This is a genomic window from Streptomyces sp. NPDC059534 (assembly GCF_042743475.1).
Classification (GTDB): Bacteria; Actinomycetota; Actinomycetes; order Streptomycetales; family Streptomycetaceae; genus Streptomyces.
The window spans coordinates 1-20549 of the sequence record NZ_JBHWAQ010000016.1 but is presented as its reverse complement, the minus strand read 5'-3'; the positions used below and the strand labels follow the sequence as shown (position 1 = coordinate 20549).

At 74.0% G+C, this 20549-nt stretch carries 18 protein-coding genes; 9 read left to right on the top strand and 9 right to left on the bottom strand.

From position 1 onward, the window contains the following. Positions 1–114: 114 nt before the first annotated feature. Positions 115–309: a hypothetical protein gene (locus ACFVZH_RS19870; RefSeq protein WP_384898670.1), complete on the top strand. Its 195-nt coding sequence runs from the start codon at positions 115–117 to the stop codon at positions 307–309. Positions 310–380: 71 nt separating this feature from the next. Beyond that, the gene (locus ACFVZH_RS19865) at positions 381–2426 is read left to right on the top strand and encodes a BTAD domain-containing putative transcriptional regulator (protein ID WP_384898669.1); all 2046 of its coding nucleotides are present in this window, start codon (positions 381–383) and stop codon (positions 2424–2426) included. A 69-nt stretch (positions 2427–2495) separates the two neighbouring features. Here the strand turns inward: ACFVZH_RS19865 and ACFVZH_RS19860 are convergent, their stop codons facing one another. Continuing rightward, complete coding sequence (locus tag ACFVZH_RS19860; RefSeq protein WP_384898668.1) at positions 2496–3245, bottom strand: ABC transporter permease; 750 nt, start codon at positions 3243–3245, stop codon at positions 2496–2498. Positions 3246–3247: 2 nt separating this feature from the next. Further along, a complete protein-coding gene (locus tag ACFVZH_RS19855) occupies positions 3248–4216 on the bottom strand; it encodes an ABC transporter ATP-binding protein (protein WP_384898667.1) in 969 nt (322 codons plus the stop codon). An 84-nt stretch (positions 4217–4300) separates the two neighbouring features. Here ACFVZH_RS19855 and ACFVZH_RS19850 point away from each other — a divergent pair, with 84 nt between their 5' ends. After that, positions 4301–5524, top strand: a complete 1224-nt coding sequence (locus ACFVZH_RS19850; protein WP_384898666.1) for a sensor histidine kinase — start codon at positions 4301–4303, stop codon at positions 5522–5524. Between the two features lie 2 nt (positions 5525–5526). Further along, positions 5527–6177: a response regulator gene (locus tag ACFVZH_RS19845; RefSeq protein WP_384898835.1), complete on the top strand. Its 651-nt coding sequence runs from the start codon at positions 5527–5529 to the stop codon at positions 6175–6177. Between the two features lie 63 nt (positions 6178–6240). Here the strand turns inward: ACFVZH_RS19845 and ACFVZH_RS19840 are convergent, their stop codons facing one another. Both ACFVZH_RS19840 and ACFVZH_RS19835 read right to left on the bottom strand, forming a co-directional pair. Continuing rightward, a complete protein-coding gene (locus ACFVZH_RS19840) occupies positions 6241–7284 on the bottom strand; it encodes an LLM class F420-dependent oxidoreductase (protein WP_384898665.1) in 1044 nt (347 codons plus the stop codon). A 150-nt stretch (positions 7285–7434) separates the two neighbouring features. After that, the gene (locus tag ACFVZH_RS19835) at positions 7435–9162 is read right to left on the bottom strand and encodes a class I adenylate-forming enzyme family protein (RefSeq protein ID WP_384898664.1); all 1728 of its coding nucleotides are present in this window, start codon (positions 9160–9162) and stop codon (positions 7435–7437) included. 243 nt (positions 9163–9405) lie between these two features. On the opposite strand from ACFVZH_RS19835, the gene ACFVZH_RS19830 reads away from it, so the two are divergent. Then, positions 9406–10626, top strand: a complete 1221-nt coding sequence (locus tag ACFVZH_RS19830) for a CaiB/BaiF CoA transferase family protein (protein ID WP_384898833.1) — start codon at positions 9406–9408, stop codon at positions 10624–10626. Next, on the top strand, positions 10623–11774 hold the full coding sequence (locus tag ACFVZH_RS19825) for an acyl-CoA dehydrogenase family protein (RefSeq protein WP_384898663.1): 1152 nt from the start codon (positions 10623–10625) through the stop codon (positions 11772–11774). The genes ACFVZH_RS19830 and ACFVZH_RS19825 overlap by 4 nt, the downstream gene beginning before the upstream one ends. A gap of 128 nt (positions 11775–11902) precedes the next feature. On the opposite strand, the gene ACFVZH_RS19820 is transcribed toward ACFVZH_RS19825, so the two are convergent. The 5 genes from ACFVZH_RS19820 to ACFVZH_RS19800 form a co-directional block, all read right to left on the bottom strand. Continuing rightward, complete coding sequence (locus tag ACFVZH_RS19820) at positions 11903–12934, bottom strand: ornithine cyclodeaminase (protein WP_384898662.1); 1032 nt, start codon at positions 12932–12934, stop codon at positions 11903–11905. After that, positions 12931–13992: a cysteine synthase family protein gene (locus ACFVZH_RS19815; protein WP_384898661.1), complete on the bottom strand. Its 1062-nt coding sequence runs from the start codon at positions 13990–13992 to the stop codon at positions 12931–12933. The genes ACFVZH_RS19820 and ACFVZH_RS19815 overlap by 4 nt, the downstream gene beginning before the upstream one ends. 4 nt (positions 13993–13996) lie before the next feature. Continuing rightward, the gene (locus tag ACFVZH_RS19810) at positions 13997–14899 is read right to left on the bottom strand and encodes an oxygenase MpaB family protein (protein ID WP_384898660.1); all 903 of its coding nucleotides are present in this window, start codon (positions 14897–14899) and stop codon (positions 13997–13999) included. Positions 14900–14947: 48 nt separating this feature from the next. Beyond that, complete coding sequence (locus ACFVZH_RS19805) at positions 14948–15979, bottom strand: hypothetical protein (RefSeq protein ID WP_384898659.1); 1032 nt, start codon at positions 15977–15979, stop codon at positions 14948–14950. A gap of 83 nt (positions 15980–16062) precedes the next feature. After that, a complete protein-coding gene (locus ACFVZH_RS19800) occupies positions 16063–17493 on the bottom strand; it encodes an aldehyde dehydrogenase family protein (protein WP_384898658.1) in 1431 nt (476 codons plus the stop codon). A 398-nt stretch (positions 17494–17891) separates the two neighbouring features. Between ACFVZH_RS19800 and ACFVZH_RS19795 the strand changes: the two genes are divergently transcribed. The 3 genes from ACFVZH_RS19795 to ACFVZH_RS19785 are packed head-to-tail and all read left to right on the top strand — an operon-like array spanning position 17892 to position 20510. Then, a complete protein-coding gene (locus tag ACFVZH_RS19795) occupies positions 17892–18587 on the top strand; it encodes a thioesterase II family protein (RefSeq protein ID WP_384898657.1) in 696 nt (231 codons plus the stop codon). Beyond that, entirely contained in the window at positions 18584–19564 is a 981-nt protein-coding gene (locus tag ACFVZH_RS19790) for an enoyl-CoA hydratase/isomerase family protein (RefSeq protein WP_384898656.1), read from the top strand. Before ACFVZH_RS19795 ends, ACFVZH_RS19790 begins: the two co-directional genes overlap by 4 nt. Before the next feature lie 13 nt (positions 19565–19577). Further along, on the top strand, positions 19578–20510 hold the full coding sequence (locus ACFVZH_RS19785; RefSeq protein WP_384898655.1) for a TauD/TfdA family dioxygenase: 933 nt from the start codon (positions 19578–19580) through the stop codon (positions 20508–20510). Positions 20511–20549: the final 39 nt, after the last annotated feature.

The window sequence follows — 20549 nt, the reverse complement described above, 5'->3', positions numbered from 1 at the left end:
AGAGGATATATCCGCAGGTCAGAGCCGCATATCCAGGAACTATCCAGCGTAGATCGACCGTTGGCAGAGTCTCACCCGACAGCACGAACGACGAGCGAACGGAAGTCCGAGCGCATGCGAGCCAAGCTCTTCACCACCCGCACCTCCTCCCCCCTGCGTACCGCCGCCGCCCTCGCCGCCGCCGCGGTGCTCGGCCTCACCCTCTTCGCCGCCGCCGCGCCGGAGCACGAGGCGCCTTCGCGGACCCACGTGACGGCCGACGGTCCGATCGACGACGACACCCACGAGGAGTGGGACAGCCGCGGCTGAACGCCTCGGCACGGTCCGTCACGGTCACCGGGACGGACGGCGGAACGCGAACGACACGCCATGGGGGAGTCATGACGGGTGGTAGTGCGGCGACGGGGCTGGCGGAACGAGACGTCGCCACCATGGTCCGCAGCGCGCGGGCCCGCAGCGGGGTCAGCCAGCGCGACCTCGCCGAGAGATCGGGCATCGGTCTGCGGACGCTCCGCGAGATCGAGCAGGGCAGGGTCCGGGCCCCGAGACCCGGGTCGCTGCGCAGGATCGCCGAGGCGCTGTGCGAGCCCGAGCTGCTCGCCCGGGTCGGCGGCGCGGCCGACACCGGAGGGAACGACCCCGGGGACGAGCCGCTGGTCCTGCGGGTCCTCGGCCGGCTCTCCGCCGTGCGGGGAACGGCCGAACTGGTCACCGGAACACCGAAACAGCAGTCCCTGCTCGGACTGCTCGCGCTCCAGGCCAATCAGGTGGTCGAGCGCGACGAGATCGTCGAGGTGCTCTGGGACGGCCGACTGCCCGACACCTTCGGACAGCTGATTCACACCTACGTCTCCCGGATCCGGATGATGCTGGAGACGCACACGGTCCCGGGCGAGGAACGGGCCACGATCCTGCGCCGCGGCGGCGGATACGAACTCCGGCTCGACGACGGCCGGCTGGACATCCTGGAGTTCGGGCGGCTGACCGGCGAGGCCGCCTGCGCCCGCGCCTGCGACGACCCCGTCGCCGAACAGACCCTGCTCGGCGAGGCGCTGCGACTCTGGCGCGGCCGGCTCCTCGAAGGCGCACCACCGCGCCTGGCCGGCCATCCCCTCGCCTTCGAGCACGCCCGCCGGCGCGTCGCCTCGGCGCTGCGCCTCGCCGATCTCGCCCTCGCCCGGGGGCAGCACGAGGAGGTGCTCGCCCAGCTCGGACCGATCGCCCGGCACGAGCCGCTGCACGAGGGCCTGCACGCCCGGCTGCTGACCGCGCTCGCCGGGTCCGGCCGACGGGCGGAGGCACTGGAACTGTTCACCGTGGTCGACCGCAGGCTCCGGGGCGAGAGCGGCATCGAGCCCGGCGGCGAACTCCGCGACGCCCAGACGGCGGTGCTGCGCGAGGACGCCCCGGCCGCGCCGGTCCGCGCCGGGCGCGCCGAGATGAGCTCCGACCGGCTCCCGCACGGCGTGGGCGACTTCGTGGGCCGCGTCGAGCACTTCCGGATCAGTCAGTACCTGACCGGGCAGGGGCCGCTCGCGGCGTTCGGCGCGGCACCGGTCGCCGCACTCCACGGACCCGTCGGAGTCGGCAAGTCCGCGCTGATCCGCCAGATCGCCGCGGCCGCCGCCCGTCACTTCCCCGACGGCGTCCTGTACGCCCGGACGCGCACCGGCACGCCCGACGAGATCCGCACCGTGCTGACCGGCTTCGTGCGCTCCCTGGGCGCGCCGGCGGCGGGTCCGCTGGCGACCCTGCCCGAGCTCACCGCCCGGTACCAGGAGCTGGTGGCGGGCCGCCGGGTCCTGGTGGTCGTCGACGACGCGGCGGGCGAACGCGCCGTCAGGCCCCTGCTTCCGTCCGGCCCCGGTGCCGCCGCCCTGCTGGCGAGCCGGGCCCCGCTGTCCGGCCTGGAGGGCGCCCAGCACTTCCGTGTCGAGCGGTTCACCACCGACCAGTCCGTCTCCCTGCTCGCCCGGATCGCGGGCGAGCAGCGGGTACTGGCCGAACGGGCGGCCGCCGAGAGCCTCGCCGAGCTGTGCGACGGGATCCCGCTGGCCGTGCGGATCGTGGGCATGCGGCTCGCCGCCCGGCCCCACTGGACCCTCGACCGGCTCGCGGACCGGCTGGCCGACGAGGACCGCCGGCTGGCGGAACTGGTGGCCGGCGACCTGTCCGTACGGGAGCGGCTGACGTCGGCGTACTCGGACCTGGACCCCGTGCTGCGGGACGCCGTGGGGACCCTCGCCCGCCGCACGGACCGGAGGGTCACCCCCGCCGACGCGGCCGGTGCGCTGGGCTGCGGCGGACCGCAGGCGGAGGACCTCCTGGAGCGGCTGGTCGACCACCAGCTGCTCGAACCCCCGGCCGGCCCCGGCGGAGCGTACGCGCTCCCGCCGCTGGTGCGCCTGCACGCCCGGGGGCGATGAACGGCGTGAGGGGACGGGCGTCGATGCCCACCGCCCCCGTCCCCTCACGCGCTTGTCCCGGCGCGGCGCTCACGCGTCGCGGGCGCGGAGCGTCAGCCAGCCGCCGACCGCCGCCGCGGCCGCCCACGCGGCCATGACCAGCACACCCGTCAGGGGGCCGTACGGCGCCGCGGCGGCGGGATCGAGCCGCAGCCCGTACTGGCCGGCCCGGTCCGGCAGGTACCAGGCCAGCTCCCGTACACCGGGGATCTCGGCCACGACGGGGGAGACCAGGAAGAGCACCGGGATCAGGACGCCCATGGAGAGCATCAGACTGCGCAGCATGGCGGTGAACCCCATGCACATGATCGCCAGCAGCGGGAAGTACAGCGCCCCCACCACGATCGCCCGCACGGTGCCCGCCTCCCCGAAGGCCGCGCCGTGAGCGCCGAGCAGACGCTGCGAGAGGAGGAACGTGCCCAGCGAGGCCACCGCCCCCACCACCGCGGCCAGCCCCGCCGCGACGGCCAGTTTGGCCCCGTACAGCAGCCCCCGGCGGGGCACCACGGCCAGCGAGACGCGGATCGCGCCGTGCTGGTACTCGTTGCCGACCACCAGGACGGCGAAGGCGATCACGACGACATGGGCGAAGAGGATGCCGTAGTAGCCGAGCTGCACCGGATCGAAGCCCGGCGCGTCCACGTCCTCGGGGCCCGCCGTGCCGGACACGCCGGCGCCGATCGCGACGAGCAGGACGGCGGCCAGGGGCAGCGACCACAGGACCGGACGCACCGAGCGGATCTTCGTCCACTCCGAGCGGAGCACCGCGTTGACAGTCATGTTCAGGCCACCTCTTCCAGGGGGCGTCCCCCGTACTCCACCGAATCGGCGGTCATCCGCATGAAAGCCTCTTCCAGCGAGTCCTCGACCCGGACCAGTTCCAGGACGGGGGTTCCCTCATGAGCCGCGATCCGGCCGACGACGGCCGGATCGGCCTCGTACACCTCCAGCGCGCCGTCGTCGCCGGACGTCACCCGCAGGCCCTCGCGCACCAGGGACGCGCGCAGCCGCTCCGGCTCGTCGGAGCGCACCCGCACCCGGGAACGGCCGTGCTCCGCGGCGAACTCGGCCATGGACACGTCCGCCAGCAGCCTGCCCCGGCCGATGACGACCAGCCGGTCCGCGAGCAGTGCCGTCTCCGTCATCAGATGGCTGGAGATGAGCACCGCCCGGCCGCGGGCGGCCAGCGCCTTGAGGAAGTGCCGCAGCCAGCGGATGCCCTCCGGGTCGAGACCGTTGACGGGCTCGTCGAGGATCAGCACCTCGGGGTCGCCGAGCAGGGCCGCGGCGATGCCCAGGCGCTGGCGCATGCCCAGCGAGAACCCGCCGATCCGCCGCTTGGCCGCCGACTCCAGACCCACCTGTGCGAGGACCTCCTCGACCCGCGTGCCCGGCAGGCACCCGGCCTGGGCGACGCAGAGCAGATGGTCGCGCGCGGTCCGTCCCGGATGCGCCGCCCCGGCGTCCAGCAGGGCCCCGACCGTGCGCAGCGGCTCGACGAGCCCGCCGTAGGGCCGGCCCCCGATCAGGACCTCGCCCGCCGTGGGCCGGTCAAGGCCCAGGATCATCCGCAGCGTGGTCGACTTCCCCGCCCCGTTCGGACCGAGGAACCCGGTGACGGACCCGGCCCGGACCCGGAAGGTGAGGCCGTTCACCACCGTCCTGTCGCCATAGGACTTCACCAGGCCCCGTACCTCGACGGCGGCGGGTTCCTCGCCCGTACCGTGCTCCGTTGCGCTGTCGCTGTTCATGTCCCCAAGCCAACCGCCCGGCGGGCCCGGACGGATCCCCCGGCGGCGGGAGCCGCGTCCCCCAGGAGAGGGAACTGATCCACGATGAACCGTCTGACGTCGGCGTGCCTCCTCGCCCTGCGCCAGGGGCGCACGTACGCCCGCGGTCTGCACCTGCTGGTCGGTGCCGCCGTGGGACCCGTGTGCGTGCTGGTCTGGCCCGGCATCACGGAGAACCTCGCACGCACCCTGGCGGCCTGCGCGCTGGTGCCGGTGGTCCCGCTGCTCCTGCTCGGCATGGTGCCGGGGATGCGGCGCGCGGAGGGAATCCAGGCGCTGCTGATGCTCGTACCGGACGACGAGGAGGCGATCGGCCGCGCACCGGCCCGGACCCTTTCGGACCGGTGGCGCACCAGCGTCTGGCTGGTGCTGCGGTCCTGGTGGGGACTGCTCGTCGCCAGCGTCCTCGCCCAGGTGCTCTCCGTCACCATCACGCTGGCGGCGGCGCCCGCCGTGGAAAGCCCCCGGACGCTGCTCGGCGTCACGATCCCGGGCGGCCACCGCTCCATCTGGTACCTCGGTCTCGTGCCACCGCTGCTGCTCGTCGCCTTCACCCTGCTCGTCGGGGCGGGGAAGGTCCAACTCGCCCTGGCACGACGCTTCCTCGGGCCCTCGACGGCCGAGCGGCTCGCCGACGCCGAGCACAGGGCGGACCGGCTGCTGGCCCGGAACTCGCTCGCGGGCGAACTGCACGACTCCATCGGGCACGCCCTCACGGTCACCGTGCTCCAGGCGAGCGCGGCCCGCGAACTCGTCGACGTCGACCGGGACTTCGTCGTCCGGGCGCTGGCCGCCATCGAGGAGACCGGCCGCCGCGCCATGGACGACCTGGAACGCACCCTCGACTACCTGAAGGAACGCGAACCGGCGGCCCGCACGGTCCGGCCCACGCTCGGTGACGTCGGCCAGCTCCTGGAGGCGAGCCGCGCGGCCGGTGTGACGGTCCGTGCCCGCACCGCCGCCGACGTCGGCGCGGTCCCGGGCGTGGTCTCCCGCGAGGCGTACCGCATCCTCCAGGAGTCACTGACCAACGCCATGAAGCACGCGCCCGGTTCGGCGGTGGACGTCGTCCTGGACGTCACCGGCGAGCAGGTCAGTCTGACCGTGACGAACCGGCTGGTCGAGGAGGCGCCCCCGGGCCGGGGCACCGGCAAGGGGCTGCGCGGGCTGCGGGAGCGCACGGCGCTGTTGGGCGGCCGGGCCTCCGCCGGAGCAGAATCGGGGCGCTGGATCGTCAGCGCCCGTCTTCCCCTGAGGTTGGGATCGTGACCATGGACATCTCCGTACTCCTCGTCGACGACGAGGAACTCGTCCGGGCCGGCATGTCGGCCATTCTCGGCAATGCCCCCGGCATCACCGTGGCCGGTGAGGCATCCGACGGCTGCGAGGTGGTGCCGCTGGTCCGCGAACTGCGCCCGGACGTGGTCGTCATGGACGTACGGATGCCCACGGTCGACGGCATCACCGCGACCCGCGACCTCATGGCCGCCGTGCCCGAGCCGCCGCGGGTCCTGGTCATCACCACCTTCGAGCGGGACGACTACGTCTACGAGGCGCTCAGGGAAGGGGCGTCGGGGTTCCTGCTGAAACGGTCCCGGCCGGCCGAGATCGTGCAGGCGGTCCGTACGGTGGCGACCGGAGACTCGGTGCTGTTCCCCGCGGCGATCCGCTCGCTGGTCCAGGGGCGCCCGGCCCGCGGCCCGGGCGACGGTCTGGCGCGCGCCCAGCTCACCGAACGGGAGGCGGACGTGCTGCGGCTGGTGGCGCAGGGGATGTCGAACGCGGAGATCGCCGAGCGGCTGTTCCTCGGGGTGCAGACGGTCAAGACCCACGTCAGCAGCACCCTGGCGAAGCTGGGGGCGCGCGACCGCACACAGGCGGTGGTCCTCGCGTACGAGTCGGGGTTCGTCGGCGTCGGCTGACCCGGCCGGCGAGCGGCTTCGGCGAGCGGTCCCTCGGTGGGGAGTTCCCGGTGGGGAGTCCGCTCAGCCGATGAGGTCCTTCAGGCGGGAGACCACCGCCGCCTCGGACTCGCCCTCCTGCGGCACCGGTACGACCTGGAGGTGCGTGACCCCGGACTCGCGGTAGGCGTCGAGGCGGTCCCTCACGTAGCTCTCCGTGCCGCAGATCGTGGTGGCTTCGAGCAGCGCCGGAGGAACCGCCGCCGCGGCCCCGGCCTTGTCGCCGGCCCGGAACAGCCGCTGGATCGCCGCGGCCTCGCGGGCGTAGCCGTACCTGCTGACCAGGTCGTGGTAGTAGTTGTGGCCCGGCGCGCCCATCCCCCCGACGAACAGCGCGAGTTGATTGCGGGCCAGCTCCCGGGCCCGCTCGGCGTCCGGACCGATGGCGAGCAGGCCGCCCGCCGAGATCCGCAGCGGCCCGAGCTCCGGGTCGCGGGCGGCGGCGCCCTCCTTGAGCGCGGAGCCCCACACACGGTCGCACCACTCGGGAACGAAGAACAGCGGCAGCCAGCCGTCGGCGGTCTCCGCGACCATCCGGACGTTCTTCGGGCCCAGCGCGGCCACCCACACCGGGACCGACGGACGGACCGGCGGCGTCAGCAGGCGCATGGGCCTGCCAAGCCCGGTGCCCTGCCCCTCGGGCAGCGGCAGTGTCACCGTGCGTCCCTCGTGGCGCACGGGCTCGTCGCGCCTCCAGAAGGCACGCATGACCTCGATGGTCTCGCGGGTCCGGGCCACCGGCGCGGCGTACGGCACCCCGTGGAGGCCCTCCACGACCTGCGGGCCCGAGGAGCCGAGGCCGAGGTGGCAGCGCCCGCCCGACAGGGCGTCGACACCGGCCGCCGTCATGGCGAGCAGCGCGGGGGTGCGGCTGAACACCGAGAGGATGCCGGAGCCGATGCCGATGCGCTCGGTGCGGGCGGCGAGGAAGCCCATGAAGCTGGGGGCGTCGTAGCCGTACGCCTCGGGGACCCAGACGAGGTCCAGGCCCGCTCGCTCCAGTTCGGCGACCTGGCCGGCCGCGGCGACGATGTCGGTGTCGTACTTCAGCTGCATGGAGATCTTCACGGCGGGTGCTCCGGGGGTTCCGGGTGCCGACGGGCGGCACGGGACAGGGCTGGACGGGGAGGGGCTGTACGGGGAGGGGCTGTACGGGAGGCGGCGGGCGCGGGGCCCGGCGGCAGAACCGGGCCGGTGGGGCGCTGCGGTGGCAGGGCGTCAGGCGTGGGCCGCGGTGGGGGCGTCGAGGCGGGGGAAGGCGTCCTCGGCGATCAGCTCCTGGACCCGGAACCGCTGGATCTTCCCGGAGGCCGTCAGCGGCAGGCCGTCGGCCACGTACCACCGCGACGGGATCTTGTGCGGCGACAGCTGCTCCCGGCAGCGGGCGAGGCACAGTTCGAGGTCCGGGCCCTCGGGCCGGTCGGCGGAGGGCAGCAGCACCGCGGCCACGATCTCGCCCCACCGGTCGTCCGGCACCCCCACCACCAGGGCGTCGCGCACGCCCGGCAGCGTGCCGAGGAAGGACTCCAGCGGGCCGGGCGCGATGTTCTCGCCGCCGCGGATGACGAGGTCGCTCAGCCGGCCCTCGATGCGGACGGCGCCCGTCGCGTCCATCGAGCCGAGGTCCCCGGTGCGCAGCCAGCCGTCCGCGTCCACCTTGCGGGCAGTGGCCTCCGGATCCCCGTTGTACGCCAGCATCTGCTGGTAGCCGCGGGCGCGGATCTCGCCGGGGACCCCCAGCGGCAGCACCCGGCCGGTGTCCGGGTCCACGATCGCGCACTCGACGTGCGGGAGCGGGCGTCCCACGGTGGTCGTCTTGTCCTCGGCGCTGTCGTCCGGCCGGGTCAGGGTGACCACGGAGGCCAGCTCGGTCTGCCCGTACAGGTTGAACACCGTGGTCGAGAACAGCCGCTCGGTCTCGGTGATCAGCCGCGCACGGACCGGCGCCGCGCCGGTCAGGACGCAGGACAGCCGAGCCGGTTCGCCGTCGGCGGCGCGGGCCACGTCGTTGAGCGCGGTCAGCACCGTCGGCACACTGGTCAGCACCGCGCCGGGGGAGCGGCGCAGCACCTCGAACAGGACCTTGGGGTCGAAGCGTTCGAGGAGGGTGAAGACGCCGCCGCTCCACAGCGGCCCCAGGCAGGAGATGACGCAGCCGGCGGTGTGGAACATCGGCAGCGGCGACACCACGGTCGCGCCGTCCCGCACGCCGAGCCCCTCGAAGGTCAGCCGGGCGACGTTCACGACCGACCGGTGCGACAGCAGCACGGCCTTCGGGTCGCCGGTGGTGCCCGAGGTGAACTGGATCTGCGCGGGGACGGCGGCCACCTCCTCCTGGGACGGCAGCGGCGCGGAGCCGCGCAGCGACTCCCACGCGGCGAGCGGTACGACGTGCCGCAGCTCCGGCAGGCCGGGCACGACCGCGCGGACCACCTCGGTCATGTCGTGACCGCGGCTCGCGTCTGCGTGGATCAGCATCTCGGCCTCGGAGGCGCGCAGGGCGTGCGTCAGCTCACCGGCCCGCAGCGCCGGGTTCAGCGTCACCAGCGTCACTCCGGCCAGGGCCGCCGCGTACGCGACGATCGGCCACTCCGGCACGTTCGGCGCCCACAGCGCCACCCGCGCGCCCAGGCCCACGCGCTCCCGCAGCCCGCCGGCGACGCTCTCCGCCTCGGCGAGCAGTTCGCCGTACGACCAGCGGCGCGGTGCGCTCCCGTCGTCCGGGACCGACTCCAGGGCGAGGGCGTCCGGCCGTCCCGCGGCGACCTCCCGCAGCAGCGAGCCGACCGTGTGGTCCGACAGCGGCGGCCCGGTGTCGGCGGGACGGAAGGACTCGGTGAGGGGCGCGTCGGCGAGGGAGGCGGCCGTGCGCGGGGCTGTGGTGAGCGGGTTGGCGGTGAGAGGGGCGGTGGTGCGCGGTGCGGCCGGTGCGGTGGTGACCTGCATGGCGGTTCTCCTCGGTGCTGGGCGTCCGGCCGGTCCGGCGCTGGTCACAGCCAATCGCGGAGGCCCCCGGTGCCGGATCCCCCGGCGGCTGGACCCGGTTCCCTCCCGGGAGGGAACCGGGCGGGGGAGGCAGGAGACGTGCAGATCCCGTCCAGTCCGGACCCGCCGGTCGCCGCTACCGTGCGCCCGTTCGCGTCCGCCCCCGCCCGGGGTCGGGCAGAAAGGAGCGGCGGGGTGCAAGTGATGGCGGGCTGGCCGGCCCTGAGCGGTATGCGGATCCTCGATCTGTCGAGGTTGTTGCCCGGCGGATTCGCCACGGTCCTGATGGCCGACCTGGGCGCCGACGTGATCAAGGTGGAGAGCCCGGGCGGCGGGGACTACGGCAGACGGGTCGACCCCGAGACGTTCGCGGCGCTCAACCGCAACAAGCGCTCGCTCGTCCTGGACCTGCGCTCCCCGGCCGACCGGGAGGCCCTGCTGCGCCTCGTGGAGCGCAGCGACGCCGTGGTGGAGAGCCACCGGCCCGGTGTCCTGGACGCCATGGGGCTGGGATACGCACGGCTCCGCGAGGCCAATCCGCGGGTGGTGCTCTGCTCCGTCACCGGCTTCGGACAGGACGGACCGTACGCCTCCCGGCCGGGCCACGACCTCAACTTCCTCGCCCTGTCGGGCTTCTTCGCCGTGCCCCACCGGCCCGGCGAGACCGTCGACCGGGTGGGCGTGCGGGTGGCCGACCTGGCCGGCGCGATGTACGCGGCGCTGGCCACCGCCGTGGCGGTGACCTCCGCCCGCGCCACCGGGGAGGGCCAGCACCTCGACGTGTCCCTGCACGAGGCGGCGGCCGCCTGGGCCGGACCGCTCGCGCTGCCCCTGCGCGCTCCGGCCGATCCGGCCGACAGCCCGCTGGTCACCGGCGACAACGACGTCTTCACCGCGGCCGACGGCGGCCGGATCGCGCTGGCCACCTTCGAGGACAAGTTCTGGCTGACGTTCCGCACGGCGTTCGCCGGGGAGTTCCCCGAACTCGACGACGACGCCCACGACCGCCGGACGGATCGCACCCGGGCCCGGACGCGGGTACGGGAGCTGCTCACCGGCGTCTTCGCCCGGCGCGACCTCGCCTGGTGGTCCGCCGCCCTCGCCGGACTCGACCTGCCCTGGGCGCCGGTGTACGAGACCGCCGACGCCTTCCTGGCCGACGAGCACGTGGCCGCCCGCGAGCTGGTCGGCACCCTGCCGGGCTCGGCCACCGAGGAGCCGCGCCGCCAGGTCCGTTTCCCGGTGCTCTTCGGCGCCGGACTCGACTCGCTGCGCGCCGCCGCCCCCGGTCACGGCGAGCACACCGACGAGATCCTCGCGGAGCTGGACGTCCTCGCGGTGCCGGACGTCCTCGCGGTGCCGGACGTCCACGCGATGCCGGACGTTCTCGCGGAGTCGGACGTCCACGCGGAGCCGGCCCGATGAGCGCGCGCGGCGCGTTCGCGGAGAGCGCCGAGCTCCGTGCCCTGCGCGAGGCCGTCGCCGACTTCGCGCGCGGACGCGGCCCCGGCTCCGACCCGCGCTCCCCGAGGGAACTCTGGGCCGAGGCGGGCCGGCTCGGCTACCTCGGCGTCAACCTCCCCGAGGAGTACGGCGGCGGGGGCTGCGGCATCACCGAGCTGTCCGTCGTCATGGAGGAACTCGGCGCGGCCGGCAACCCCCTGCTGATGCTGGTGGTCTCGCCCGCGATCTGCGGCACCGTCATCGCCCGCTTCGGCACCCCGGAGCAGAAGCGCGCGCTGCTCCCCGGCCTCGCCGACGGCTCCGCCATGATGTCCTTCGGCATCACGGAGCCCGACGCCGGCTCGAACTCGCACCGGCTGACCACCACCGCGCGCCGGGACGGCACGGACTGGCTGCTCACCGGCCGCAAGGTCTTCGTCTCCGGGGTGGACGAAGCGGATGCCACCCTGATCGTGGCCCGGACGGAGGACACCCGTACGGGCCGCCTCAAGCCCTGCCTCTTCGTCGTCCCCCGAGGCGCGCCCGGCTTCGCCCATCATGAGATCCCCATGGAACTCAGCGCGCCCGAGCGGCAGTTCGAGCTCGTCCTGGACGACGTACGACTGCCGGCGGACGCACTGGTCGGCGGCGAGGACGCGGGCCTGCAGCAGCTCTTCGCCGGCCTGAACCCCGAGCGGATCATGATCGCCGCGTTCGCCGCCGGACTGGGCCGGTACGCCCTGGACAAGGCGGTGGACTACGCCCGCACCCGGCAGGTGTGGTCGGTGCCGATCGGCGCCCACCAGGCCGTCGCACACCCGCTCGCGCAGATCCACGTCGAGCTCGAACTCGCCCGGCTGATGACCCGCAAGGCCGCCGAACTCTACGACCACGGTGACGACATGGCCGCCGGAGAGGCCGCCAACATGGCCAAGTACGCCGCCGCCGAGGCATGCGCCCGGGCCGTCGACCAGGCCGTGCACACGCTGGGCGGCAACGGCCTCACCACCGAGTACGGGCTCGCCTCCCTGCTGACCCTCTCCCGGGTGGCGCGGATCGCGCCGGTCAGCCGGGAGATGATCCTCAACTTCGTCTCCCACTACACCCTGGGCCTGCCGAAGTCCTACTGACGCCGCCCGATCCGCGCCTCATGCCCGTGGCCCCGCCGACGATCGGCGGGGCCACGGGCATGAGACGGGAACCAGGGGGGCGGGGGGCGGCGGACCGGGTCGGCGGACCGGGATCAGTAGGGCACGGGTCAGTGGGGCAGGGACCGGCCGACGCCCCGCTCGGACGCCCGCGCGTACACGGCGGCGGCCAGCGCGATGTCCTGGACCCCCATGCCGAACGGGTTGACGACCACCCGGTCGCCCGGGTTGATCGTCCGCGCGTACTCGCCCGAGAACAGCGCGGGCAGGGACGCGTCCACCGTCCGGCCGCCGTCGGGGGCCGCGGTCCCCGGCGCCGCGACGCGGCCCGCCCGTGCCAGCTTCCCGAGCAGCCGGTGGTCGTCGTCGACCACGAGCTCCCAGTCGTCGACGAACAGGTGGTCGCAGCCGAGCAGCAGGCTCTCCGCCGCGTCGTCGAGCGACACGTTGACGAACGTGGCGCCCGAGGGGACCCAGTCGAGTGCGACGTACGGCTCGGTGGTCGTCGTCGCCGCGACGGTCACCTCGGCGCTCTCGACCGCGGTCCGGGCGTCGCCGGTGACGGTCACGGCGACCGCCGGGTCCGCCGCGCGCAGCCGGGCGGCCAGCTCCTCGGCCCGCCCGGCGTCCTGGTCGTACAGGAACACCTCGTCGATCCCGGGGCAGGCGTCCGCGAGCAGCTCACGGTGCACCTCGGCCTGCCGGCCGCAGCCGAGGAAGGCCACCCGCCGCAGCGCCGTCAGATCGCGTACGGCGCGCAGCGCGGCGACCGAGACGCCGGCCGTGCGCAGCGCGCTGATCCGGCCGCCCTCCATGATGCAGACCGGCCGGGCGGTCTCCGGATCGTTGAGGACGACGAGGCCGGCGGCGCGCGGCCGGCCCAGCAGGCGGTTGCCCAGCGAGGCGTTGATGATCTTGCAGCCGTACGCGTCGCCCGACCACCCGGGGAGGACGAGGCTGCGCGCCGACGCCCCGGACGGGGTGGTCCAGCGCAGCGCGGCCTCGGGAGTGAGGCCGGCCTCCTTGCGGCGGTAGGCGAGCAGCGTGTCGTGCGCCAGCTCGGCGACGGGCAGCCCGGCGGTCAGCCGGGCCACGTCGCCGCTGTCCAGATAGGTGATCGTGGAGGAGTCGTGGGGAGTCATCGGTGGTCTCTCTTCCCGAGGTTCGGCAGGGCGGGAACCGGGGGATCCTCGGCGCGCACCCGGTCGAGGAGTTCCAGGGCCGTGCGGATGTCGCCGGCGCAGCCGGGTCCGCCGTCGGCCGGCGCGGCGTCCAGGTGCGGGTACTTCTCGCCGCTGTCCGGGCAGACGCAGGCGATCTCCCGCAGCGACGGGTCGAGCAGGGCCCGGGAGACGGCGGCGAGCACCGCGGCGCCGCCGCTGCCGCCGAGCGAGATGCCGGTCTTCCGGGCGATGAGCACGCAGGCCGCGGCGGCGGCCTGGTCCGTCAGCCGCACCACGTGGTCGACGTGGTGCGGCTCGACGAAGCCCGACGGCCGACCGGAGCCGAAGCCCATCAGCTTGAACGGCCGGTCGGCCGGCGTCCCGCCGAGCGCGGAGGAGCCCACCGCGTCGACCGCGACGATCCGGGTCGTGGGGGCCTGGTCGCGGAAGTACCGCGCCATCCCCGCCAGCGTGCCCCCGGTCGACACGGCCACGGCGACGGCGTCGAACCGGCCGTCCGGCGCGGCCTTCACCAGCTCCGCCGCGGTCTGCCACTCGTGCACCCCGGGGTTGGCGGGGCTCTCGTACTGGTTGGTCCACACGACGTCGGACGAGGCCGCCAGGATCTCGCGCACGGCCTGGAGCCGGGCGCCGAGCGTCAGGCCGCCGGGCACCTCGCGCACGGTCACCACCTCGGCGCCGTACGCGCGCATCCGCCCCACGCTGGCGGGCGGCGTGCTCGGCTCGACGACCAGCGTGCAGCCGTAGCCGCGCTCCGCGCACAGGCCGGCGAGCGCCACCCCGAGGTTGCCGGAGGTCGACTCGACCACCCGCATCCCCGGACGCAGCGCCCCGCTCGTCTCCAGCGCGTTCAGCAGGGCTTCCGCCGTACGGGCCTTGATGGACCCGAAGGGGTTCTCGGCCTCCAGTTTGAGCCAGAGCCGCACGGTCCGGTCGCCGACCGGGACGACGACCGGTCGCAGGGGTGTGTCTCCGATGGCGGCCGGCGGCGCGGCCATGGATGTGGTGTGCGTCATGGGGTCAGTCCTTGAGGCTGTCGACACGGGCCGTCGGCTGCTGCGGCACGGGCGGGAAGGTCCGGTGCGGACCGATGTCGGCGAGGTCGTAACCGTGCGGGTAGCCCGGGTACGTCCGCGCGGTCGGCCGGGTCGTCAGCCGTGCCATCAGGCGGGGCGCGGCGCGCTCCGCGCGCGCGTGACCGCGCAGTCCGGCCCGGTGGACGGCCCGCGCCCACCGGGGCGGGACGGGCAGGCCGAGGGCGTCCAGCGCCGGCGCGTCGAGCCGGCAGGGGAGGGTGGCCTCCACCAGGTCGCTGACCGGCCGTCGGTACCAGGACGCGTACAGGTTGATGATCTGGGTGCCGACGCGGTGGTTGCTCGCGGACCGCCGGAAGCGGATCCGCTCGTACTCGCGGTTGAAGCGCTCGAAGCTGTCGTAGTCGGTGGGCAGTTCACGGATGTTCATCCGCCTGCCGACGTTGGTGAAGAAGTAGAAGGCGGCCAGCCGCTCCGTCTCGGAGGTCGGTCGCCAGGCCCAGCGGTCGATCCAGCGCACCGGTTCGAAGATGAACGTCGACAGGACGTACAGCATGTCCTCGTTCGCGATGTCGAACCTGCGGTGGGCCTGGTTGATCTGACGGATCGCCTGGTTGCCGCGGTCCGAGTCGTAGCCGCCGCGCACGAGTTCCCCGAGCAGGATCCGGGTGTCGTCGTAGCGTTTCTGGGCCCGCCGGGCGAACTCGCCGGTACCGTCGAGGACTCCGGAGATGGCGGGCACGCAGCAGGTGCGCCAGATCGCCACTTCGAGCCCGCGGCCGTAGTCCCAGGGGAACTCCCGGTCGGAGGATGTGCGGTGTATCTCCTGGTGGTCCGCCTTCGGGTCGAGCGTCTCCAGGTGTCTGAGTGTCGCGTAACGATCTCGCATGCGTACCCCGTTCACGATGGTCACGGTGGGGGAGGTCGGCCCGGGGGCCTACAGCGGTACGGAGCCCGTGGTGGTGATGACCTCGGGCCTCGTGGGGTCGAACCGCAGCGTTTCGAAGCGCCACTGGAGCTGGCCGGTGAGCCAGCTGCGCAGCCCGGCGATGTGGCGCTCCAGGCGGTCGGCGGGGAACAGAGCGCGCTGCGCGGGCGTCAGGAGGTCCGGGAAGGTGCGGCTGAGCTCGGTGAAGCGGTCGAAGCGGCCCTGGACCATCTCCCCGACGGCGTCCGCGGCGGTCTGCAGGTCCGTGCCGTGCGCGTGCCGGTGGACCAGGACCAGGTTGTGCGGGTCGCCGAGGAGCGCCTCCTTCTCGCAGCTGAAGAGGTCGTTGGTCCACAGGTCCGCGTCGGACAGCGCGGCGTTCATCTCGGCGAACGCCGGCAGGAGGTAGATCTCCTCGGGCACCTCGGCATGCGTGGTGACCTCGATGAGGTCGAGGTACGGCATCAGGGCCCGGCCGCGGTGGGCGATGTACTCGTCCAGGTCCGGCACGCGCCCGGTGAGCCGGTTCTCCGACTCCCAGACGCAGGTGTCGAAGAACGCGCCGATGTGCGCGGCGAGCCGCCGGCGCCATGCCGGGGAGGTCAGCGGCGCGGTGCGGCGCCACAGGTCGGCGTAGGCCGGGCGGAACACCTGCGTGAGGGAGTGGCCGGCCGGTGCCGGGTCCTCGTCGACGGAGCCGTCCTCGGTGAACCAGCCGAGGACCTCGTCGCAGACCTCCCGCAGCCGCTCGGGCTCGGTGCCGAGCGAGGTCTCGTCGAACTGGTCGTCCAGGACCAGCATGCAGCTGATCCAGTCGGTCACCAGCTGGAGCTCCGAGGCGCCGGAGTGCGGGTAGGCCCTGCCCATCAGGGTGCCGAGCAGGGAACGTTCGTGATGGCGGCGGGCGCCCTCGTCGGGGGCGAGCCCGTAGCGGGCCACGAAGGCTCGGCTGCCGGACTCCGCCCGGTCGGCGTACGGACTGAGCTCCGCGGGGAACTCCACCTGGAGGTGCGGCATGCGCAGGGACACGGTGTCACCCATCGTTTCGAGTCGCGGTGCGGGGATCTGGGTCGCGGGGGAGGGGGCAGGCGAGGCGAGGGCGGCCGGGGGAGGGGCGGCCGCCGTCAGCCGGGCAGCTGGAGGGACTTGACCTCCTGGAACTCCTGGATGCCGTGGCGGCCGAGTTCCCGTCCGACGCCGGACTGCTTGTAACCGCCGAACGGCGCCGCGGCGTTGAACTTCGCGCCGTTGACGTCGACCTGGCCCACCCGCAGCCGGCGGGCCACCGCGACGGCGCGGTCCTGGTCCGCCGACCACACGGACGCGGCGAGGCCGTAGTCCGTGCGGTTGGCCAGGGACACCGCCTCGTCCTCGCCGTCGTACGCCAGGACGGCGAGGACGGGGCCGAAGACCTCCTCGCGGGCCAGCGGCGACGACGGGGCGACATCCGCCCAGACGCTCGGCGCCACGTAATGGCCGGTGTGCGGCAGACCGTTCGCCAGGTCCTGCCCGGCGACCTGACGGGCCCCCGAGCGGGCGGCCTGCGCCACATGGGCCAGCACCCGCTCCCGCTGACCGGCGGAGGCCAGCGGGCCCAGCAGGGTGGCCGGGTCCTCCGGGTCCCCCGGCACGTAGTCGGCGACGACCGCGCGGGCCACGTCGAGCGCCTCGTCCAGGCGAGCGCGGGGCACCAGCAGCCGGGTGCGGGCCGTGCACGTCTGCCCGGCGTTGAGCAGCGCGCCGCGCACGCCGTCCTCGACGGCGGTGACGAGGTCGGCGTCCGGCAGCACCAGCGTGGCGGACTTGCCGCCCAGCTCCAGGGAGGTCTTCTTGACGGTACGGGCCGCCGCCGCGCCGACCGCGCGGCCGGTCTCCAGGGAACCGGTGAACGACACCAGGTCGACGCCGTCGTCGACGGTGAGCGCCACGCCCGCCGTCGCGCCGCGCCCCGGGACGAGGTTGAAGACGCCCGGAGGCAGCCCGATCCCGTCGATGATCTCCGCGAGCAGATACGAGGAGAGCGGCGCGAGTTCGCTCGGCTTGAGCACGAGGGCGCATCCCGCGCCGACGGCGGCGCCGATCTTCGCGACCGCCTGGTGCAACGGGTAGTTCCACGGGGTGATGGCGCCGACCACACCGACCGGCTCGCGCACCACGAGGGAGTGCCCGACCCGCTCCTCGGCGGTGGCCGCGGCGAGTTCCGCCAGGAAGCCGTCGAGGACCCGCACCGGCAGGCCCGCCTGGACGCGCCGGGAGAACGTGATCGGCGAACCCATCTCCCGGGTGACCGTCTCCGCCAGTTCGTCCTGGCGCTTCACCAGGCCCTCGCGCAGCGCCGACAGGGCCGCCGCGCGCTCCTCGATCCCGGCCGCCGCCCAGCCGGGCAGCGCCCGGCGGGCCGCGTCCACCGCGGTCCACACGTCCTCGCTGCCGCAGTCCGGGACCTCGCCGATGATCCGCTGGGTCGCCGGGTTCTCCACGGCGATCGTTCCGGTGGCGCGCGGGGCGGTCCAGCGGCCGCCGACGTAGATCGAGCGCAGAGGTAGGGAATTCATGGCGTGACGGTTCTCTTTCTGCAGGATCGAAATCGGCAGGACCGAAATCAGCGGGAGCGGAATCGGCGGGATCGAATGAAGGGAATTCCGTCGGCGGACACGGGGATGGAAAGGAATTCACGACGTGACGGCTGACCACTGTAAGAAGCCGGACGCCCCGTCGGCTGGATGGATTCTGTATGCGCAACTGCCGCCCGAATCGGGTGGTGAAGGCCCCTGAAAAGGAGTTAGTGTGCGGTGCTTGAAATGCCGGGACAGGTGAGTTCCCGGCCGTTCGAGGAACCCAGGGAAGCAGGCCGCGAGTGATACCGAGCCCGGTACGTGCCAGGAACGCCGCAAGCCAGGAGGGCCGCTGGCTGCGCCGGCCGCGACCGGTGCCCGCCCCGAGGACGCGCCTGGTGTGCCTGCCGCACGCGGGCGGCACCGCGGGCGCCTTCCGGGTGTGGACCGACGCCCTGCCGGACGACGTGGAGCTCGTCGCGGTGCAGTACCCGGGCCGGCAGGACCGGTACGGCGAACCCTGCGTCCGCACCATGGCGGAGCTCGCCGACAGCGTGGCGCGGGCGCTGCTGCCGCTGTTCGACCGGCCCGTCGCCCTCCTCGGCCACAGCATGGGCGCGGCCCTCGCCTACGAGGTCACGCTCCGTCTGGAGACGCTGTACCGGGCCAGGCCCCGGCACCTGTTCGTCTCCGGACACGGCTCGCCGCTGATCCCCAGGGACGGCCGGGACCTCCATCTGCGCGACGACGACGCCCTGGTACGAGGAGTGCTCGAACTCGGCGGCATGGACCCGGCGGTGGTCGACGACCCGGAACTCCTGGCCGTCCTGCTGCCCTCGTTCCGCGCCGACCTGACGCTGATCGAGACCTACCGGCCCGCGGCGGCGCGCCCGGTCACCGTGCCGGTGACGGCGTACGTGGGAGACGCCGACCCGGGCGTCCCCGTCGCGCACGCCGCCGCCTGGGAGGGCCTGACGTCCGCGGAGTTCGCCCTGCGGGTCTTCCCCGGCGACCACTTCTCCCTCGTCCAGGGCGCCGAGATCGTCACGGACGTCGCCCGCGTCCTCGCGGCAGCTCCCCGCGACGCCTCATGACCACCCCGCCGGAGACCACCCCGCCCGAAACGACGGCTCCCGAAACGACGGCTCCCGAAGCGGCGCCCGCCGATACGACGCCGCCCGAAACGACGCCAGTCCGTACGGCGCCGGTCGATTCGGCCCCGTCCGAGCCGGCGCTCCTCGTCAGCCGGCCCCGGCCCGGCGTCGCGCTGGCGGTCCTGAACCGCCCCGACCGCAGGAACGCCCTGAACGAGGACCTGTTCGCCCGTCTCACCGAGCTCTGCGCCGGCCTGCGCGCCGATCCCTCCGTGCGGGTGCTCGTCCTGACCGGCGCGGGGGGCACCTTCTGCGCCGGATACGACCTCGACGAGGTCGGCCGGATCGCCGCGCTGCCCCCGCTCGAACTGCTCGCCCTGCTGCACCGCCAGGCCGAGGCCATCACCGGCCTGAGGGCCCTGCCGCAGACCGTGATCGCCGCCGTCGACGGCGCCGCCGTCGGCGCCGGCCTCTCCCTCGCACTCGCCGCCGACCTCCGGCTCGCCGCGCCCGGGGCCCGCTTCCGGGCCTCCTTCGTGAAGATGGGGCTCTCCGGCGGCGACATGGGGGCCTCCTGGCTGCTGCCCCGACTGACCGGTCTCGGCTTCGCCTCCGACATGATGCTGAGCGGCCGGTTCGTGGCCGCCGACGAGGCGCTCGCCCGCGGACTGGTGAGCCGCGTGACGGCCCCCGGCGAGCTCTCCGACGCCGCTCTCGCGCTCGCCGTCGAGATCGCCGCCAACAGTCCGGTCTCGCTGGCCCTCACCAAACAGGTGCTCCAGGCCAACACCGACGCCGCCTCCCTGGAAACCGCCCTGGAACGGGAGGCCCCCCTCCAGGTCGTCGCCGCTCGTTCGCCGGACGTCCAGGAGGCGGTGGCCGCCTTCCGGGCCCGGCGCGCCCCCGACTTCGGCGGCGGAGCGGCGGACCGGCGCCACGCCGACGGCGCGAACCCGCGCCCCGCGACCCCTTCCTGAAAGGAACCCCACCATGACCACCGACAGCTCCTGGCAGCCCCGGATCCTCCGCCCCGCCGACGTGGGCGCCGACGCCGACCCCCAGGGCCTGGCCGAGTACCTGCGCTCCATCGACGTCGGCCGGCTCCTCACCGACGAACGGGCCGTCTTCTTCCGCGGGTTCGGCATCACCGCCGACACCTACGACGGCGCCGCCGACGTGCTGCTGCCGAACCGGCTCGCGTACGTCCACGGCAACTCGCCGCGCACCAAGGTCGGCCGGAACCTCTACACCTCCACCGAGTACCCGGCCGAGTTCGAGATCTCCATGCACAACGAGATGTCGTACGCGCACACCTGGCCGTCGCGGATCCTGTTCTTCTGCGACGTCGCGGCCGCCACCGGCGGTGCCACCCCGCTCGTCGACGGCCGGCTCTGGCTGGAGTCCATCGATCCGGAGGTCCGCGCGGCCTTCGCGTCCGGGGTGCGCTACACCCAGAACCTGCACGACGGCGTGGGCTTCGGCAAGAGCTGGCAGGCCACCTTCGAGACCGACGACCGGGCCGAGGTCGAGGCGTTCCTCGACGGTGCCGGGGCGGAGTGGAGCTGGCGGCCCGACGGCACCCTCAGGGTCACCCAGCTGCGCCGCGCGACCCTGGACCACCCGGTCACCGGCGCCGAGGTCTGGTTCAACCAGGCCGACCAGTGGCACGTCGCCGGACTCGGCGACGACGCCGCCGCGCTCGCCGAGCTGATCCCCGAGGACGAGCTGCCGCAGAACGCGTTCTTCGCCGACGGCAGCCCCATCCCGGCCGAGTACGTCACGCACGTGCAGGAGGTGGGCATGAAGACGGCGGTCGACGTCGCCTGGGAGGTCGGCGACCTGCTGCTGGTCGACAACGTCGCGGTCGCGCACGGCCGCCGGGCGTTCACCGGTCAGCGACGGATCCTGGTCGCGATGGCCTGATCCCTCCGTCCATGCCTCGAAGGGCCGGCCCGATCGGGC

What these genes read in the sequence shown, in the direction of transcription:
- ACFVZH_RS19870 (WP_384898670.1), top strand. Translation starts at nt 115, where the DNA reads ATGCGAGCCAAGCTCTTCACCACCCGCACCTCCTCCCCCCTGCGTACC.
- ACFVZH_RS19865 (WP_384898669.1), top strand. Translation starts at nt 381, where the DNA reads ATGACGGGTGGTAGTGCGGCGACGGGGCTGGCGGAACGAGACGTCGCC.
- ACFVZH_RS19860 (WP_384898668.1), bottom strand. Translation starts at nt 3,245, where the DNA reads ATGACTGTCAACGCGGTGCTCCGCTCGGAGTGGACGAAGATCCGCTCG.
- ACFVZH_RS19855 (WP_384898667.1), bottom strand. Translation starts at nt 4,216, where the DNA reads ATGAACAGCGACAGCGCAACGGAGCACGGTACGGGCGAGGAACCCGCC.
- ACFVZH_RS19850 (WP_384898666.1), top strand. Translation starts at nt 4,301, where the DNA reads ATGAACCGTCTGACGTCGGCGTGCCTCCTCGCCCTGCGCCAGGGGCGC.
- ACFVZH_RS19845 (WP_384898835.1), top strand. Translation starts at nt 5,527, where the DNA reads ATGGACATCTCCGTACTCCTCGTCGACGACGAGGAACTCGTCCGGGCC.
- ACFVZH_RS19835 (WP_384898664.1), bottom strand. Translation starts at nt 9,162, where the DNA reads ATGCAGGTCACCACCGCACCGGCCGCACCGCGCACCACCGCCCCTCTC.
- ACFVZH_RS19830 (WP_384898833.1), top strand. Translation starts at nt 9,406, where the DNA reads ATGGCGGGCTGGCCGGCCCTGAGCGGTATGCGGATCCTCGATCTGTCG.
- ACFVZH_RS19825 (WP_384898663.1), top strand. Translation starts at nt 10,623, where the DNA reads ATGAGCGCGCGCGGCGCGTTCGCGGAGAGCGCCGAGCTCCGTGCCCTG.
- ACFVZH_RS19820 (WP_384898662.1), bottom strand. Translation starts at nt 12,934, where the DNA reads ATGACTCCCCACGACTCCTCCACGATCACCTATCTGGACAGCGGCGAC.
- ACFVZH_RS19815 (WP_384898661.1), bottom strand. Translation starts at nt 13,992, where the DNA reads ATGACGCACACCACATCCATGGCCGCGCCGCCGGCCGCCATCGGAGAC.
- ACFVZH_RS19810 (WP_384898660.1), bottom strand. Translation starts at nt 14,899, where the DNA reads ATGCGAGATCGTTACGCGACACTCAGACACCTGGAGACGCTCGACCCG.
- ACFVZH_RS19805 (WP_384898659.1), bottom strand. Translation starts at nt 15,979, where the DNA reads ATGGGTGACACCGTGTCCCTGCGCATGCCGCACCTCCAGGTGGAGTTC.
- ACFVZH_RS19800 (WP_384898658.1), bottom strand. Translation starts at nt 17,493, where the DNA reads ATGAATTCCCTACCTCTGCGCTCGATCTACGTCGGCGGCCGCTGGACC.
- ACFVZH_RS19790 (WP_384898656.1), top strand. Translation starts at nt 18,584, where the DNA reads ATGACCACCCCGCCGGAGACCACCCCGCCCGAAACGACGGCTCCCGAA.
- ACFVZH_RS19785 (WP_384898655.1), top strand. Translation starts at nt 19,578, where the DNA reads ATGACCACCGACAGCTCCTGGCAGCCCCGGATCCTCCGCCCCGCCGAC.